The 15,483-nt window shown below is 72.6% G+C and carries 15 protein-coding genes; 9 read left to right on the top strand and 6 right to left on the bottom strand.

Translation table 11 applies throughout. The features are described 5' to 3' along the window. Nucleotides 1-393: 393 nt before the first annotated feature. Nucleotides 394-2,376 (top strand): tetratricopeptide repeat protein, encoded by a 1,983-nt coding sequence (locus J2S43_RS11370; protein WP_306828860.1) that lies wholly within the window; start codon nt 394-396, stop codon nt 2,374-2,376. 84 nt (nt 2,377-2,460) lie between these two features. On the opposite strand, the gene J2S43_RS11365 is transcribed toward J2S43_RS11370, so the two are convergent. Both J2S43_RS11365 and J2S43_RS11360 read right to left on the bottom strand, forming a co-directional pair. Then, a complete protein-coding gene (locus tag J2S43_RS11365; protein ID WP_306828859.1) occupies nt 2,461-2,772 on the bottom strand; it encodes a hypothetical protein in 312 nt (103 codons plus the stop codon). Then, the gene (locus J2S43_RS11360) at nt 2,769-3,983 is read right to left on the bottom strand and encodes a hypothetical protein (protein WP_306828858.1); all 1,215 of its coding nucleotides are present in this window, start codon (nt 3,981-3,983) and stop codon (nt 2,769-2,771) included. Before J2S43_RS11360 ends, J2S43_RS11365 begins: the two co-directional genes overlap by 4 nt. 195 nt (nt 3,984-4,178) lie before the next feature. Here J2S43_RS11360 and J2S43_RS11355 point away from each other — a divergent pair, with 195 nt between their 5' ends. The 8 genes from J2S43_RS11355 (at nt 4,179) to J2S43_RS11320 (ending at nt 10,538) form a co-directional block, all read left to right on the top strand. After that, nucleotides 4,179-5,063: an AfsR/SARP family transcriptional regulator gene (locus J2S43_RS11355; protein WP_306828857.1), complete on the top strand. Its 885-nt coding sequence runs from the start codon at nt 4,179-4,181 to the stop codon at nt 5,061-5,063. 371 nt (nt 5,064-5,434) lie between these two features. After that, complete coding sequence (locus J2S43_RS11350) at nt 5,435-5,764, top strand: YbaB/EbfC family nucleoid-associated protein (protein ID WP_306828856.1); 330 nt, start codon at nt 5,435-5,437, stop codon at nt 5,762-5,764. Next, nucleotides 5,764-6,072: a hypothetical protein gene (locus J2S43_RS11345; RefSeq protein WP_306828854.1), complete on the top strand. Its 309-nt coding sequence runs from the start codon at nt 5,764-5,766 to the stop codon at nt 6,070-6,072. The genes J2S43_RS11350 and J2S43_RS11345 overlap by 1 nt, the downstream gene beginning before the upstream one ends. Then, on the top strand, nt 6,069-7,064 hold the full coding sequence (locus J2S43_RS11340; protein ID WP_306828853.1) for a WXG100-like domain-containing protein: 996 nt from the start codon (nt 6,069-6,071) through the stop codon (nt 7,062-7,064). Before J2S43_RS11345 ends, J2S43_RS11340 begins: the two co-directional genes overlap by 4 nt. 12 nt (nt 7,065-7,076) lie before the next feature. Then, a complete protein-coding gene (locus J2S43_RS11335; protein ID WP_306828852.1) occupies nt 7,077-7,358 on the top strand; it encodes a hypothetical protein in 282 nt (93 codons plus the stop codon). 45 nt (nt 7,359-7,403) lie between these two features. Continuing rightward, nucleotides 7,404-8,399 (top strand): MsnO8 family LLM class oxidoreductase, encoded by a 996-nt coding sequence (locus tag J2S43_RS11330; RefSeq protein ID WP_306828851.1) that lies wholly within the window; start codon nt 7,404-7,406, stop codon nt 8,397-8,399. 195 nt (nt 8,400-8,594) lie between these two features. After that, a complete protein-coding gene (locus tag J2S43_RS11325; RefSeq protein ID WP_306828850.1) occupies nt 8,595-9,788 on the top strand; it encodes a HEAT repeat domain-containing protein in 1,194 nt (397 codons plus the stop codon). Between the two features lie 378 nt (nt 9,789-10,166). Beyond that, nucleotides 10,167-10,538 (top strand): hypothetical protein, encoded by a 372-nt coding sequence (locus J2S43_RS11320; protein ID WP_306828849.1) that lies wholly within the window; start codon nt 10,167-10,169, stop codon nt 10,536-10,538. Nucleotides 10,539-10,558: 20 nt separating this feature from the next. Here J2S43_RS11320 and J2S43_RS11315 read toward each other — a convergent pair whose 3' ends face one another. From J2S43_RS11315 to J2S43_RS11300, 4 genes are read right to left on the bottom strand one after another with little or no spacing between them, the layout of a single operon-like run. Further along, on the bottom strand, nt 10,559-11,062 hold the full coding sequence (locus J2S43_RS11315) for a hypothetical protein (protein WP_306828847.1): 504 nt from the start codon (nt 11,060-11,062) through the stop codon (nt 10,559-10,561). Then, complete coding sequence (locus J2S43_RS11310) at nt 11,059-12,162, bottom strand: ferritin-like domain-containing protein (RefSeq protein WP_306828846.1); 1,104 nt, start codon at nt 12,160-12,162, stop codon at nt 11,059-11,061. Before J2S43_RS11310 ends, J2S43_RS11315 begins: the two co-directional genes overlap by 4 nt. Beyond that, complete coding sequence (locus tag J2S43_RS11305; RefSeq protein ID WP_306828844.1) at nt 12,159-14,051, bottom strand: GMC family oxidoreductase; 1,893 nt, start codon at nt 14,049-14,051, stop codon at nt 12,159-12,161. Before J2S43_RS11305 ends, J2S43_RS11310 begins: the two co-directional genes overlap by 4 nt. 20 nt (nt 14,052-14,071) lie before the next feature. Further along, nucleotides 14,072-15,475, bottom strand: a complete 1,404-nt coding sequence (locus J2S43_RS11300; RefSeq protein WP_306828843.1) for a glycoside hydrolase family 15 protein — start codon at nt 15,473-15,475, stop codon at nt 14,072-14,074. Between the last annotated feature and the right edge of the window lie 8 nt (nt 15,476-15,483).

Below are 15,483 nucleotides of genomic sequence, written 5' to 3'. Positions count from 1 at the left end.
CGCGGCCACCCCGTCGAAATCGTGATCCCCCGAAAGCATGCACTCGCATGATCCCCCCTGGCAGAACGGTGCCCGATGTGACTCACTTATCATCACCACGGCCACTCAAGAGGATCTGCCGAAGACGGCACAGTGGATCGCCACCTGCGTCACTTCCCTTGCAATTGCACAGGCAGACGCACGTTCGGTATGGATGGACGCGCGTTCAGCTGGAGCGATTCATTCGATCATCCGAGTGGGCATCGGCCATTCGCCGCACGTTCACTCATTTTCATTCATCCCCACCGGTTCAGGATCTGCATATTTGACCGGCATGGTGATCTTAAGTAGGCGACCGTGGATGGATTATGCACTAATCTCCTGCAGAAGATGGGCGATCCTTTTGGGGGACGGATGAGCTCATGGACGGTGCCACGCCAGATCCCGGCCGGCCCGGCCGGGTTCGTCGGCCGGGATCGCGAGCTCGACCGGCTGGACGCCCTCGCCGCACCGCAACCCGGCGGACCCGCGGTGGTCGTCCTCACCGGCGTCGGCGGCGTCGGGAAGAGCGCGCTGGCGCTGCACTGGGCGCACGCCGCGGCCGGGCGCTACCCCGACGGGCAGCTCTACGCCCAGCTCGGCGCGTTCGACCCGGCCGGCCCGGCCGATCCGGCGGACGTCGTGGCCGTGGCCCTGCGTGCGCTCGGGCTCGCGGACGACCGGATCCCGGCCCGGCCCGCGGAACGCACCGCGCTGTTCCGGACCGTCACGTCCGGCCTCCGCCTGCTGATCCTCCTGGACGACGCCGTGTCGGCCGCGCAGATCCGGCCACTGCTGCCCGCGTCCGCCCACGCGGCTGTGCTGGTCACGGCCCGGTGGCGGCTCGGCGCGCTCGCGCTCGACGGCGCCGGGTTCCTCCCGGTCGCGCCGCTGCCCGAGGACGCCGCGACCGAGATGCTCCGGCGCCGGATCGGCAACGCGCGGCTCCGCGCGGACCGCGAGGCGACCCGCTCGCTGCTGCGCCGGTGCGCCGGGCTTCCGGTCGCGCTGGCGGTCTCGGCCGCGCGACTCGCCAGCCGGCCCCGATGGCCCGTACGACGGATGGTGGACGAGTTGAACCAGGACAGCGTTTCCGTGCCCGGCGGGATGTCGCTGGCCACGGTCTTCGAACTCTCCTACCGGGATCTGGACGCACCGGTCGCCCACTGCTATCGGGCACTCGGCGCGCATCCCGGCGCGGAGTGCGGCGTGCCGGTGGTGGCCGCGATGCTGGAGGTGACCGAGCCGGAGGCGGCGGCGCTGCTGGACCAGCTGATCGAGGCGAGCCTGGTGGACGAGGCGGGCGCGGACGGCGACCGGTTCCGGTTGCACGACCTGGTGCGCCGGCACGCACGACGCGCCGCCGGAACCGGCCAGGAGTGGAACGCGCTGCTGCGCCGCGCCGCCGAGTGGTACCGGGACGGTGCCGCGGCCGCGGGCCGGCTGCTCACCCCGTACCGGAACCGGCCCGCCCGTGCGCGATCCGTCGCCGCGGTGCACGACCGGCACACGGCGCTGGCCTGGTTCGACGCGGAGCGGCCCAATCTGGTCGCGGCCGTGCTGGCCGCCGCCGGGCCGTTCCCGCTGCTCGCCTGGCAGATCGCGGACGAGTGCTGGCCGATGTTCCACCTGCGCCGCCACCACGCGGACCGCCAGGTCGTCGACCGGGCCGCGGCCGAGTGCGCCCGCCGCCTGGGCGATCCGGCCGGCGAGTCCGAGATGATCAAGCGGCTCGCCTGGTCCCTCTACGACACCGGGCGGTACGACGAGGCCGAGCCGCTGTTCACCCGCGCCATGACGCTGGCCGCGGACGGCGGTGACCACGCCGGGCTCGGCGGCGCCCACGCCGGGCTCGGCACCGTGGCGCTCGCGCGCGGTCGCCACGACGAGGCACGAGCGCACTCGGCGGCGCAACACCGCATCTTCACCGAGCTCGGCGACGTGCGGTCGGCCACGCTCGGCCTGCTGCGGCTCGGCCAGGTGGAGAACGAGGCCGGCCACCCGGCCGAGGCGGTCACGTACCTGCGGCAGACGGTCACGCTGCTCGCCGGGCTCGGCGTGGACCCGTACAACGAGGCGGTCGCGCGGGCCGAGCTGGGCCGCGCGCTCACCGGGCTGGGCGAGCACGAGAGCGCGGAGCGGGAACTCGCACACGCGCTGTCCGAGATGGACCGGCTCGGCTCCGCGCGTGGCCGCGCGCAGGCCCTGCACCGGCGCGGTGAGCTGCACGCCCGCGCCGGGCGGCAGGCCGAGGCGCGGGCGGACCTGACCGCGGCCGAGGAGGCCTACGCCCGGCTGGCCGACACCGAGGCCGCGCAGGTCCGCCGCCTCCTCGACGAGCTCGCCGGCAGACCGTGATCGGGGCGCACCTCGGCCGATCACCAGAACGGACCACCGCCCGGTGACCCTGACGCCGGAGGTGGGACGCCCCGATCGTGCGGGTCAGCGCGGGCTGCGGCGCGTGACCAGGTGCAGCAGCGCCACGGCTCGCGCGGCCGGTGCTCCGGCCCCGGCCATCGCGGCGACCCGGCCGGTCCGGTGCGTCAGCGCGACACCGGCGGGACCGGCCCGAGCGACCGCGGCCGCGCCCGGATGGCGCGCCAGCAACGCCTCCGGCGTCTCCGCCGCCGATGTAGCCGCCGGCGTCTCCAGCAACAGCACGTCCGCGACCCTCACCCAGCCGGGACGTCCGCCCGGCACGGCCACCACCAGATAAGACTCACCGCCCGCGGACAGCAGCCACATCCCGGTCACGACACCACCCGCCGGCGGTACGGCCGGGACACCGCCACCGGCCGCGCGACGGCCCGCCCGGCCGGTTCCGGCAACCGCAGCAGCCGGTACATCTCGGCGCGCAGCCGGCCCGGCGCCTCGCCCGGGACCGAGCTGACCAGCGGCGGCACCGCGGCCGCCACCGCCTCGCGCCGGCGCTCCGCGCGTCGCAGCTGTTCCGGCAGCGCGCGGCCGGCGTCGAGCAGCGCGGTCGCCCGGGCCAGCGCCTCGGCCGCCGATCCGGGCGCGACCCGCCCGTCCGGCGCCGGCAGGTACAACACCGGGATGCCGACCGTGGCGGCGTAGAGCGTGGGCGAGCCGTAGTCGCCGATCCACACGTCCGCGGCCGCGGCCAGCGCACGCCAGTGCAGCGGCTCGACGTACCGCAACCCCGGCACCCGGCCGTTCCGCCCCCAGGCCTCGACCTGCCGTGCCCCGTGTCCGTGCCAGGCGGCGGGGTGGCAGACCGCGCGCACCGCGTACCGATCACGCGGCAGCTCCCGCAACGTCTCGCGGAGCGCGGGCCAGGCGCGCCGGAACAACGACCACTCACCCCAGGTGCTGCTGACCGCGATCAGCGTGCGATCCGCCCCGACGCCCAGCCCCCGGCGGTACGTGGTCCGGCGCGGCAGGCTCGCGGTCAGCCGGTCGAGGCACAGGTCGCCGGTGAGCCGCGCGGCCGGAAGCGCCTGCGGGCACTGACGGGCCAGCACGTCCCGGGCGGCCTCGTGCGAGAGCGTCACCACCCGCGGGATCAGCCGCCCGTAGCTGGTCAGCCACGGCGCGGCGAGACCCGTGACCAGCCCGTCGCCCGGCCCGCCGGACGGCGACCAGGTCACCTTGTTGCTCATGATGCCGTGCGGCAGCTGGACGATCGGCGCCCGCAGGTCGTGCAGGCCCGCGCAGTCCGCCGCGAGCGCGAGGTCGAACGTGGACCGGCGCGCCTGCTCCCACGGGATCACCACCGCGCCGAGCGACGCCAGCAACTCGTCGGTGCCGTTGCTGAGCACGTCCGGCGCGCGGGTGAACACCACCTGCACGCGCTCGTCGGCCTCGGCCAGCCCGACCGCGTCGAGCACGTGCTGCGTGCTTGCGACCGTGTGGCAGACCGCGAGCACCAGACGTTGCACCGGTGCGGTGTGCCACCGCGTGGCACCCGGCCCGGCCGGCATCTCCAGCCAATCCGCGCTCATCGCGTACCCGTGAATTCTCGCATGTCGTCCCGTCTCCCCTGCTCGATGCCGCAATGACGGGTCGAAGCATCGGGTGCGCCGGCGGACGCCCAACGGGACGCGTGACCGGACGGAAAACCGGACGCCGCAGGCCGGACCGCGGAAAATACCATTCGTGACCGGCGATGCCACACTGCGTCTCGGGGGTGGTCGCACATGGAGATCCGGCTTCTCGGACCGGTGGAGATCAAGAACGATCACGATTCACCGGTACGGCTCGAGCGCGCGGCACAACGCGGTCTCCTGGCCGCGCTCGCGCTCCGGGCCGGGCGGCTGGTGAGCGCGGACACGCTGATCGGCTGCGTGTGGGACGGTGATCCACCGGAGAAGGCACCGGAGACGCTCGCGCATTACGTGCGCGCGGTCCGCGCCGCGCTGACCGGCGCGGGCGCGGAGCCCGGCGTGCTGGCGAACCGGCGCCTCACCGGGTACGAACTGCACGTGCCGCCGGAGGCCGTGGACTATCACCGCTTCGCCGCGCTGGTGCGCGACGCCGCGCGCGAGACGTCCGACGCCGAGTCCGCGCACCTCTACACGCGGGCGATCGACCTGTGGCGCGGTGACGCGCTCGCCGACGTCGGCACGGACTGGGCGGAGCGCCAGGCACACCGCATGCGTCAGGAGCTGACGGACGCGTCCTGCGCCCTCTTCCGCCGCCAGATGGCCATGGGCGCCCATGCGGCAGCCGCCTCCGGCGTCACCGCACTGCTCACCGAGGTGACGCCGACCGACGAGATCATCACGATCGGCCTGGAGGCGCTCGCCCACAGTGGACGACACGCCGACATCGAGCAGTTCCTGACCGACGCCACCACCCGCATGTGGCGCCTCGCGGCCGCCCGCCCCAGCGAGGCGATCCGCACACTCGCCTCCCGCCTCACCACGGACCCGCCCACCGCACATCGCCCACCACGCGAATCCCATGATTCGCAAGACGTGGACCATGAGAGCCACGGCCGAGTACAGCAGACGGCGACGAATTGCGGCAACGCCTATCAAGCAGGCCGCGACCAATACGTTTCAATCCCTAGATATCATTAGGGATTGGCACTCACCCCCTCACTTTCACTCGCACGTGTACTTCCACAAAGGAAGATCGGCTTTACAATCCTCGATGGGATTTGCGCCCACAGAGCTAGATCCCTCGAGTAGTGCCAGTTGATCACCAAGAGATGGGATGCATGTGCCAAACCCCTTGACGCTGATCGCCATAGTGAAACTGATCAGCATGATCCTCTTCATCGAGGATTAGCACTCGACCACCCGGGGCCGGCCTCCTCCGGCCGGCCCCGGCCACCTCTTCCTTGTCACGCCGGAAATCCTAGCGCACATAGTCGACTATGTCGACTGCGGCCGGTACGTCCCTGCTCAGGGGTCAGGCGGCGGCTGCCGGGGCTGGTTACGGTGCCCACATGGACGCGATGGAGCGGCTCGCTGAGGTGCGGGCCGGGGCGGACGCGGCCGGTGGGCTGGTCCGGGTCGAGGTGGACGGGGCCGGGCAGGTCACGGATGTGTGGTTCGATCCGCGGGCGATGCGGCTGGCGTCGGCGGATCTGGCCGAGGCGGTGCTCGCGGCGCTGCGGCAGGCGCAGGCGGCGGCGCGCGAACAGGCGGCCGGGATCGCGGTGGCGCCGGCCCGCGAGGAGTACGCGGCCGCGTCCGCGCGGGCCGTCGAGGAGGCGGAGCGGCGCATGGCTCAGATCACGTCCATGCTGGACGGTCTCGTCCGCCGGTCCCGCTGATGGACATCGACCCGGACGCGCTGATCCGGGCCGGGCGGGAGATGACCGACCTGTCCGGCCGGATGCGCGACGACCTGAACCGGCTGGCCGCCGCGGTGAGCGGCGCGCCGTGGGGAGCGGACGAGGTCGGTTCGGCCTTCGGCGGCGCCTACGACGAGGTGCGCGGCCGGGTGCTGGACATGCTCTCCACCTACGTCGACCAGCTCGTCGACGTGGGCGCCGGGCTCGACGAGCACGGCCGTGCACTGGCCGACATCGAGAACATCAACGACGCGGGGGTACGGAACGCGGGCGGCGGCCTCCGATGACGATCACGCTGCCGCCGGAGCTGACCGTGCCGCTCTCCTGGCTGGGGCTCGACTGGCCGCAGGCGGACGAGGACCTGCTCGTCCAGCACGGGCAGGCCTGGATCGACTACAGCGACCTGCTGCGGGAGCAGACCGGCGAGGCGAACGCGATCGCCGCGCGGGTGTGGCGGGACAACGAGGGCCGGTCCATCACCGCGTTCGAGGACTTCTGGAACGGCGACGGCGGCCCGGCCGGCACGCTCGCGGACGCGGCCGACGCGGCCTGGACCGTCGGTGCCGTCCTGCTCGCGATGGCCGGGATCGTCGTCGCGCTGAAGCTCGCCTTCATCGCGGAGCTGACCGCGCTGGCCTACGCGGTCGGTGCGGCGCTCGCGGCCGCGTTCGCGTCCGCCGGGATCGGTGCGCTGGTCGCGGCCGGGATCATCGCGGCCTCCCGGGCCATCATCCGCGCGCTGATCGACGAGGCCGTGGGCCGGATCCTGAACGAACTCGCGGTGCAGCTCCGCCAGGCCGCGGACCGGCTGCTGCCGGCCGCGGAGATGCAGGCCGGGACGGGCGTCGGCGACCCGCTCCGGGACGCCGAGCGAGACCTGGCGTTCCACACGCTGCTGGCCGAGGTCGAGCGGGCGGACGTGAGCAGCCCGCGGGACGGCGCGATCTTCTGGTCCGGGCGGGCACCGGACGGGACGCGGTTGCAGGACGTGGCGGAGCGCGACGCCGACGGCGTGAGCCGGGTGACGCTCAACCAGACGCCGGGCGGCGAGTACCTCGAGGGCCTCGACCTCTACGACCGGGACAGCTCACCGATCAGCCCGTGGCAGGCGGACATCCTCTGGGCCCGGCTGTCGGAGCGGTACGCGGAGAACGCCTCCGGCACGGTCACCGCCTACGTCGACGACCCGCCGCGGCCGGGCAGCATCTGGGCAAGCACCGAGCTGCCCGCGCTGCGGGAGAATCCGAACGTGACCGACATCGTCGAGATCCACAGCTGAGAGGTGGTGGCCGTGGCCGTGCAGGAGCTGGGCAACCAGACGGCCCGCAACGACGCCGGCGTGACCCTGTCCGGCCGCGACCGGACCAGCATGTTCGTCGAGTACGGCGGCGCGACCCTGATCGTGGAGGTCGACCGCGCGCCCGGCGACTACGCCGTCTACCTGCCCGCCGTGCCCACCTGGACGGACGGGACGACCGTACCCCCGGATGTGCTCGGAATTCTGATGGCCGGCATCGTGGAGATCATGGCGTTCTGGCGGACCCGGGTCGAGTTCCCGCCGCCGCGCGGGTGACCTGCCGCACGGAACAACCCGGGGCCCGGCGGCGCTGCGTCTTTAGTGATCAACTCCGGAGTGCGCCTCTCCCTGCTGGACCGGTCCCGCACCCGCGCCGGTGAGCCCGAGCCGGCCGCGCTCCGGGGCACGGTGGCGCGGGCCGCGAACGCGGAACGGCTCGGCTACCACCGGTTCTGGGTGGCCGAGCACCACAGCGTACCGGGGATCGCCGGCGCGGCCCCGACCGTGCTCCTCGCCGCGGTCGCCGGTGCCACGACCACGATCCGGATCGGTTCGGCCGGTGTGATGCTCCCGCACCACCAGCCGCTCGTGGTCGCCGAGCAGTTCGCCACACTGTCCGCGTTCGCGCCGGGCCGCGTCGACCTCGGCCTCGGCCGCTCCCCCGGCTTCACCGCACCGGTCCGCCGCGCGCTGCGGCAGACCGACACCGATTTCGCCGCCGACCTGGCCGAGCTACGCGGCTACCTCACCGGCACGGCGGAGATCACGCTGCACCCGCGGCCGGACGGCCCGATACCGCTCTACGCCCTCGCGACCGGCAGCGGCCTGCGGATCGCGGCCGAGCTCGGCCTGCCGGTCATCGTCGGCGGTCCGCTGCTGGGCGTCGGCGGCGACCCGGCGCCCGGTCTGGCCGCGCTGAACGACTACCGCCGCGCGTTCCGCCCGTCCGCGCAGCAGCCGGAGCCGTGGGTGGCGATCAGCCTCGACGTGCTGATCGCGGACACCGCCGCCGAGGCCGCCGACCTGCTGCTCCCCGAGGCCTGGGCGATGGCGCAGAGCCGCACCACCGGCAGCTTCCCACCCCTTGAACCGGTACACACGGCCCGGACCGCCCCACGGACCGCACGCCAGCAGGAACACCTCGACCGCACCGGCGCCGCCGCGATCACCGGCACCGCCGCCCAGGTCGAGCAGCGCCTCACCGAACTCCTCGACCGCACCGGCGCGGCCGAGCTGGTCGCCGCCTCCAGCACCTACGACCGCAGCGCGCTGGCCGCCTCCGACTCCGCACTCGCCGCGCTCTTCACCCGGCCGTGAATCACGCCTGACGTCGCCGACCAGCCACCGGATCGTTCGTGGTGACCAGCATCGGCACCGGTAGGGAGGAGCGCCAGCGACGACCGTTGCCCGCGGGAGCACGCGGGCAGCACCACGCCGGAAGCGGGAAGATCAAGATCTTCAAAGATCTTCCGCGGTACGAAAATGTCAGGGGTCGCCGGTACGTTGCCGGGCATGCTGGAACGGTTGGACAGTGTGGCGTGGGGCGAGCTGGAGCACGCCTACGGGGCGGCGGGCGATGTGCCCGGACTGATCCGGGAGCTGCTCGCGCCCGATGCCGGGGCGCGGGAGAAAGCCCGCCGGCAGCTGTACGGGAACATCTTCCACCAGGGCAGCCGGTACGAGGCGAGTGCGTATGCCGCACCCTTCCTGCTGGAACTGCTGGCGGACCCGCGCACACCCGACCGCCCCGCACTCCTCGGCCTGCTCACCTCGCTTGCGATCGGATACGACGAGTCGTGGCTACCGGAGGGTTTTCCGGCGGCGGACTACCGGGGGCGTGCCGCCGGCGGGGAGCGGTTGTTGCGGCAGCGACCGCGGCCGGACGCCGGCGAGGGTGGGTACGAGTACTGGATGTCGCTGGACGCGCAGGATCAGGAGCGGCTGTTCGCCCACGTCGAACTGGCCGTCCATGACGCGGTCCGAGCCGGGGTGCCGCTGTTCTGCGCGCTGCTGGGCGATCCGGACCCGGGCCTGCGTGCGGGTGCGGCCTACGCGCTCGCCTGGTTCGGCGAGGACGCTGCCGTCAGTGGCGGCCCGCTGTCGGTCGCGGCCACGGACGCGCACCCGGCGGTCGCCGCCACCGCGCTGGTCGCGCTCGGCCTGACCGGCGTGACCCTCCCGGCGGCGTCGGACACGATCCGAGCCGCGCTCGGCGACGAGCGGGAGGTCGTGCGCTGGGGTGCGGCGATCGCGGCCGCCCGGCTGCACGGCGCCGACGCGGGCGTTGCCGTCGCGGCCGAGTTGCTGGCCTGGACCGGCACGGACCGGGCCGCGGACCCGCAGTTGCCCTACCTCGACGGCGACCTGTCCGGTTACGCAGGTCTGGCACTGTTCCGGCAGCTGGGCGGCGCCCACACGGACCCCGCCTTCGACGCGCTGCTGGCCCGCATCCCCTCGGTCAGCGGCCCCGAGGCGCTGCCGGTCGTCGGCGAGGCCCTGCGGCACGCTTTTCCGGACGGCCCGATCAGCCCCGGCACCGGTGCGGCCGACCTGACACCGGCACAGCGCCGTCTGCTGCAAACACTCGCGGACTCCCCCGCCACCTGGCAATGGCACGGCTTCGGCCTGTTCGCCAACCTCACCGGCGGGATCCACGCGTACGGGCTGCCCGCCACCCCCGACGCGATGCGCGACTTCCTCACCTAATGATGGACGGCGCCGTCATACCGCCGCGGCACCGGGCCTTCGGGCGCCGGACGCCTGGCTTTCGGGGGAGGTCGCGGCGGCGCTGGTCGCCCACGGTAAGCTGGCGGCGGTTCGCGGGTTTGCCGAGCGCGGTGACTGGCACCGTGCCCGGGCCGTCGCGGAGACGTTGATCGGCCGAGGTCTGGTGGCGCAGGCGCGGGGCCGACATGGGCTGCACAGAGTGTGACGGCCCCGCCGGCCTCCGTGCGCGATCGGCTCGCCGAAGAGATGAGGGGCGCCGAGCAGCTGGCATCGTTGCTGGCGCAGTATCCCGAGCGGTGGGTGCGGGAACCGGCGGCCGAGGCGGGGGGTTACGGTGGATCAACAGCAATCCCCAGGATGAGGCTGCAGATGATTGACATGCAGGAGTTCGCGCGGCGGCTGAGCACTGTCGGAGCTGATGCGTTCACCAGCGACGACGTCGTGGACCTGGCTACCGCTGCCGATGTGCGTATCAGCGCTGACCGCGAGATCGACGCCGCTATGGCGCAGCGTTTGCTCGACCAGATCTCGCCCACGCCGCCCGTCACCGGAGCGCAGATCACGGCATCGCAGTGGCCCCCACCCGTCTCTTCCCAGCGTGCGGTGCCTTCGGTGTCGTTCTCCAGCCCCGGTGCCGTCGACGGCCCGGCTGATCAGCCGTCCCGGCCTCGACGGTCCGGGCCCGCGCGCAGCGAACGGAGACCGGGCCCTCGACGAAATGGCAGGTGAGTCTGCTGTTCGGTGAGAGGTCAGGGCGATGTGTGGGTGAGGGAGCGCGGGATGGCGGAGGACGGCAGCTCCGGGATGCGTGGTGGGGACGCCCAGGAGGCGTAGCCGGGGGCGCGGGCGCCGGGTGGGTTCGCGCCGATGGCGAACCAGAGCAGGCCCTGGGTGTACGCCTGGGGCGAGGCGGTGAACGTGCCCTCGCGCCCGGCCGCACCGAACTCGCCGGTCCACGCCGAAGGCAGCGCGAACCAGACGCCGCAGTACCAGAGTTTGATGATGTTCCGCGCGACCGGGCCGAGCCGGGGGTCGCCGAGCACGGCGCCGGTCAGCTGCGCGGCGCGCGCCTGCTCGTCGCCGGTCTCGGTCACCCGCGCGCGGTAGGCGCCGAGCAGGTCGGCCAGGATCCGCTCGCCGACCACCTCGGTCACGGTGTCCAGATAGGAGCCGGCCTGGCCGGTGCCGAGCAGCTCGAACTCGGTGAACCCGGTGACCTCGGCGGAGAACGCGACAAAGTCGTCCAGGCTCATGACCACTCCTCGGAGGCTCGGGTGAAGACCGGGGACGCGTGGACGCCGGGCCGGCCGGGGAACGGATTGCGGATCAGGCGCTCGATGTCGTCTCGCAGCCGGAACATCCACGGCACGGCCTCGAGCAGCTTCTGCGGCTCGCCGTCGTAGGCCGCGGTGAGGTGGGCGAGGAAGTCCGCGTAGGTCCGGTTGAAGGCCTGTGCCGCCTCGCGCACCGGTGAGCCGTCCGGGTAGTCGGTCAGCGCGACGTCGATCGCGACGGGATGGACCGCGTCGAAGTCCACGTCGAGTGCCGGACCGCTCGGGCGCCCGGGAACGTCACCCCGCTGGTAGTAGCTGCCCAGCTGGAGCTGCTGGAACCGGTAGTAGTGCGAGAGTTCGCCTTCGCCGTCGTAGATGCCGCCACCCAGGCCCTCACCCTGCTCGATGATCAGCGTCAGCGCCTCGATCGCGGTGTCCAGGTCGTGGACCGCCACGATCTCGCCGCCGCCGGAGTAGAAGTACTCACCGGTGACCTGCCGGGCCACGTCGCCGGTGAACAGCTCCCGGCCCTCCGCCCGGTACCGGTCGTGGAGGTGACGCAGGCCGCGGTTGATCTCCTCGTAGAACTCGCCGATGCTGTAGAAGCACCGGCTCGGGTCGACCGGGCTGGCCGCCAGCACGGTGCCGGCGCCGAGGTCCGGGCGGCGCAGCAGGCGGCGGCTCTCGCTGGGCGCCTTGACCGGCCGCTCGATGTTGAGGAACGTGGTCACCGCCGCCGGCGAGAACGGCTGCACGCTCACCAGGAAGTCGATCTCGCCGCTGGGCAGATGCGCGGGATAGCGCGGCACGAAGTCGTCCGCGGTGAGGTCCACCCGCAGCCCGGCCGCGTTCATCACGTTGGCGACCAGCGTCAGGTGCAGCATCTCCTCGACCGCGACCACCCGGATCAGGTGCCGGGCGTCGGAGTTGGCGCCGGGATGCAGCGAGTACAGCGCGGTCAGGTACGGCGGGATCGTGGCGTGTTCCAGGCGCAGCGCCGCGTTCAGGTACGCCTCGAGTTCGGCGATGGTGTCGATCTCGGTCGGCAGCCGGTGTCCGGCCAGGGTCTGCGAGGTCATCGGGCGCCAATCGTCGCGAGTGTCAGGGGACGGTCCTGTCGCCGCAGCTCCTGGATGAGGTGCTCGGCGGTCCGCAGGCAGAGCGCGGTGGAGGTCAGGGTGGTGTTCGCCGTGCCGATCGTGGGCATGCTGCCGCCGCCTACCAGGTAGAGGTTCTCGTGCTCCCAGCTGCGCTGGTGGTCGTCGACCACGGAGACGCCGGGGCTGGTGCCCATCACGTGCGTGCCGGCCAGGTGGTTGCCGCCGAGGATCCGGTAGCCCTCGCCGCCGAACTCGACGTAGCCGTACTCGGCCGGGTCGTAGCTGGTGAAATCCTGCGCGTGGAGCTTGCCGAACAGATCCCGGGACAGCTCCCGGGCGAAGGCCGCCCCGCGCATCGTGTAGTCCGGGACCTTGAACGAGATGACCGGGCGCATGTTGCCCAGCTCGTCGCGGTAGCGGGGGTCGACGGTCACCCGGTTGTCCCGGTCCGGCAGCACCTCGATCATGTGGGCCAGCAGCAGCTGGGTGCTGACCTGGTCGACCAGGGACCGGCGCAGCTCGAATCCGTGCTGGTTCTCCTCGACGATCCGGACGAGGTCGGTGACCGGGGCGCCGGTGGCCCAGCCCCAGCCGTCGTTGTGGATGTCGACGCTGAAGCTGGCCCGGCCCTTGCGGAACCGGCCGCCGCGCAGATCGGTGATGCCGGACGTGCAGTTCGTCCCGCGCATCGTGCCCGCGATCTCGGGCAGCCGTGCCCAGGTGAGCAGGTAGGCGTGGTCCATCAGGTTGCGCCCGATCAGGTCGGCGCGGTCCTGCAGCCCGGAGGCGAGCATCAGCCTCGCGTTCTCGATCGCGTTCGTGGCGAGCACGTAGGCGCGGCCCTGGGCGAATCCGGTCTCGTACGCGGTGGAGTTCGGGTCGGGGTAGCGCCGGTACTCGATGCGGGTGACGCGGCCGGTCTCGTCGTCGGTGTGCACCCGGTAGGCGACGGCCTGGGCGAGCAGGTCGACGTCGCGGTGCAGCGTGCGGGCCAGCGTCTTGCCGGCGTGGTACTTCGCCTGCACCGGGCAGATCGGCACGCAGTTGTTGTTGCCCTGGCAGCGCCCGCCCTCCTCGACCTGGTGGGTGCTGACCGCGCCGACCGGCACGAAGCCGCGTCCGGCGTCGTAGGCCGGGTTCGGGATGCCGTTGCGGCCCTGCGGGAACGGGCGTACCCGGATCTCGATCTCCTCGTCGTCGCTCACCCGCACCTGGGTGCCGTCGACGCCCTCGGCGACGGTCCGGTCCAGGAAGGACGCCGGCAGGCCGCGCATCGGGAACACGTAGTCCGGCGGGTAGTGCAGGCCGAGGTACCGCTGGTCCTCGACGTCGGCCGACACGCCGATCTCGCGTTCCGCCTCGCGGTAGAGCGGTTCCAGCTCGTCGTACCCGAGCGGCCACTTCAGCCCGTGGCCGTACCGGTCGGCGAGTTCGAAGTCCTCCGGCAGCATCCGCAGGATCTTCGCCTCCCAGTGCATGGTCGTGCCGCCGAGCACCCGGGTGTAGGTGGTGTCGGTGGAGTGCGGGCCGTTCTGCACCAGGTATCCGCCGGTGTTCGGCCCGCCGCCGGGCGTCAGCGGCCGGGCGTCGGTGCTGCGCGGCATCGGGACCGGCGGCAGGACCGGGTACGGCGCCTGGTTGTCCTTCATCGCCGTGCCGTAGAACCGGTTGAGGTAGCCCTCGTAGCCGGCGATGGTCAGGTCGTCGGCCGGGGCCGCCTCCAGCACCAGGACCGAGCGGCCCTCCCGGCTGAGGCGGTCCGCGATGATCGCGCCGGAGATCCCGGCGCCGACGATGACGACGTCGTAGACGCGGCCGGCGACGTCCGTCGCGTCGGTGCGGGCGGCCGCTCCTTCGGGGAAGATCACGTCATTCTCCTTCCGGGCGCTCAGCCCTGGACGTTGAGCCCGGTCTTGGCCCGGACCGCCGACAGATACGCGGCATAGCTCCAGGTCAGGTTGCTCACGCTGCGGCAGTAGCCGGTGGTGCCGTCGAACTGCTCGCTGAGTTCGAGATTGTCGCTGTGGTAGATGACCGCCTGCAGCATCCGGTCGCCGGCCTGCTCCAGCGCGGTCGCCGTGTCCTGCGGCGACGTACCGTCGGTGACGCCGATCTGGGTGAACAGCGGCGCGGAGAGCGCGTCGTACGGCACGGATCCCCCGGCGCGCACCTCTGCGGCCAGCCGGTAGTACAGCTCCGCGAAGTTGCACGTGGTCAGCGCCCAGGGGTGACCGCCCGGGACCGGGTCGGAGACCTCGCCGTCGTAGGTGTCGCCCGGGTACCGGCCCACCATCGGCCCGATGCCGAGCTGCTGGTCGGTCAGGTTGACCGGGTAGACCGTGGGCGCCTGCGGGTCCGCCCACTGCGCCCGCAGCTCGGCCGCGGTGGCGAGCAGGCGGGTGTCGGTGACCGGGATCGCCCCGTAGATCGCCGCCATCACGATGTCGATGTTCGGGTCGTAGCCGGGGCCTGCCGGGTCGGTGGGCGGCGCGCCGTCGCCGATCAGGCTCAGGTAGCGGGTGCCGTCCCAGTGCGTGGCCAGCGCGTTCTGCAGCCAGTCGGTCGCGTCCTGCCATCCCGCGGGCACGGTGATGCCGATCGTGTTCGCGGAGATCTCGCGGAAGCAGCGCAGCTGCACCGACCGGGCGAAGAACGAGTATCCGGCGTGTTCCTCCCACAGGTTCGTCGTCTGCTGCCGGTACGCCTCGGCGAGGAAGTCGAGGTTGCGGCCGATGACCTGGCGGGCGATCGCCTGGGTCGGCTCGTCCAGCTGGGCGAACGCCTGGAGGATGGCCAGCGTCTGCAGCGCCGGGCCGTCGTTCTGCTCGGTCCACGGCCGGGAGACGCCCTCGACGGTGAAGCAGGCGTGGGCCAGCGTCGGGATCGCGTTGCCCTGGCAGATCGCGGCGAACCGGACGTAGTCCTCCAGCGGCTGCACGCCGGCGGACGGCCGGGCCGGCATGCCCGCGGCGGCGAGCTCCATCGCGGTGATCGCGGCGTCGCGGGTCCAGTTGAACACGTAGTCCTGGTCGACGCCGGGCGAGTTCGCCGGGTACGACGGCGCGGCGATGACACAGCCCGGCGCGGAGAACCGTCCCGGCTCCACCGGGTCCTCGAAGAGGAAGCCGTCCGTGGCCACGTTGCGCATCATCAGGCTGAACATGTGTTGTGCGATCACGCGGAAGTCGGTGCGCCGCACGCCCGCCTGGACGTTCTGGGACTGCTGCCCGGCGTACTCCGATCCGGTTCTGGCCCGGGTGTGGGTGTCTGGTTCCAGGGTTGTTGCCGTCATCTCCGGCT

This window comes from Catenuloplanes nepalensis (assembly GCF_030811575.1).
In the GTDB taxonomy this organism is placed as follows: Bacteria; Actinomycetota; Actinomycetes; order Mycobacteriales; family Micromonosporaceae; genus Catenuloplanes; species Catenuloplanes nepalensis.
Note: the sequence above shows the minus strand (reverse complement) of the source record. Positions and strands in the feature narration are given on the sequence as shown.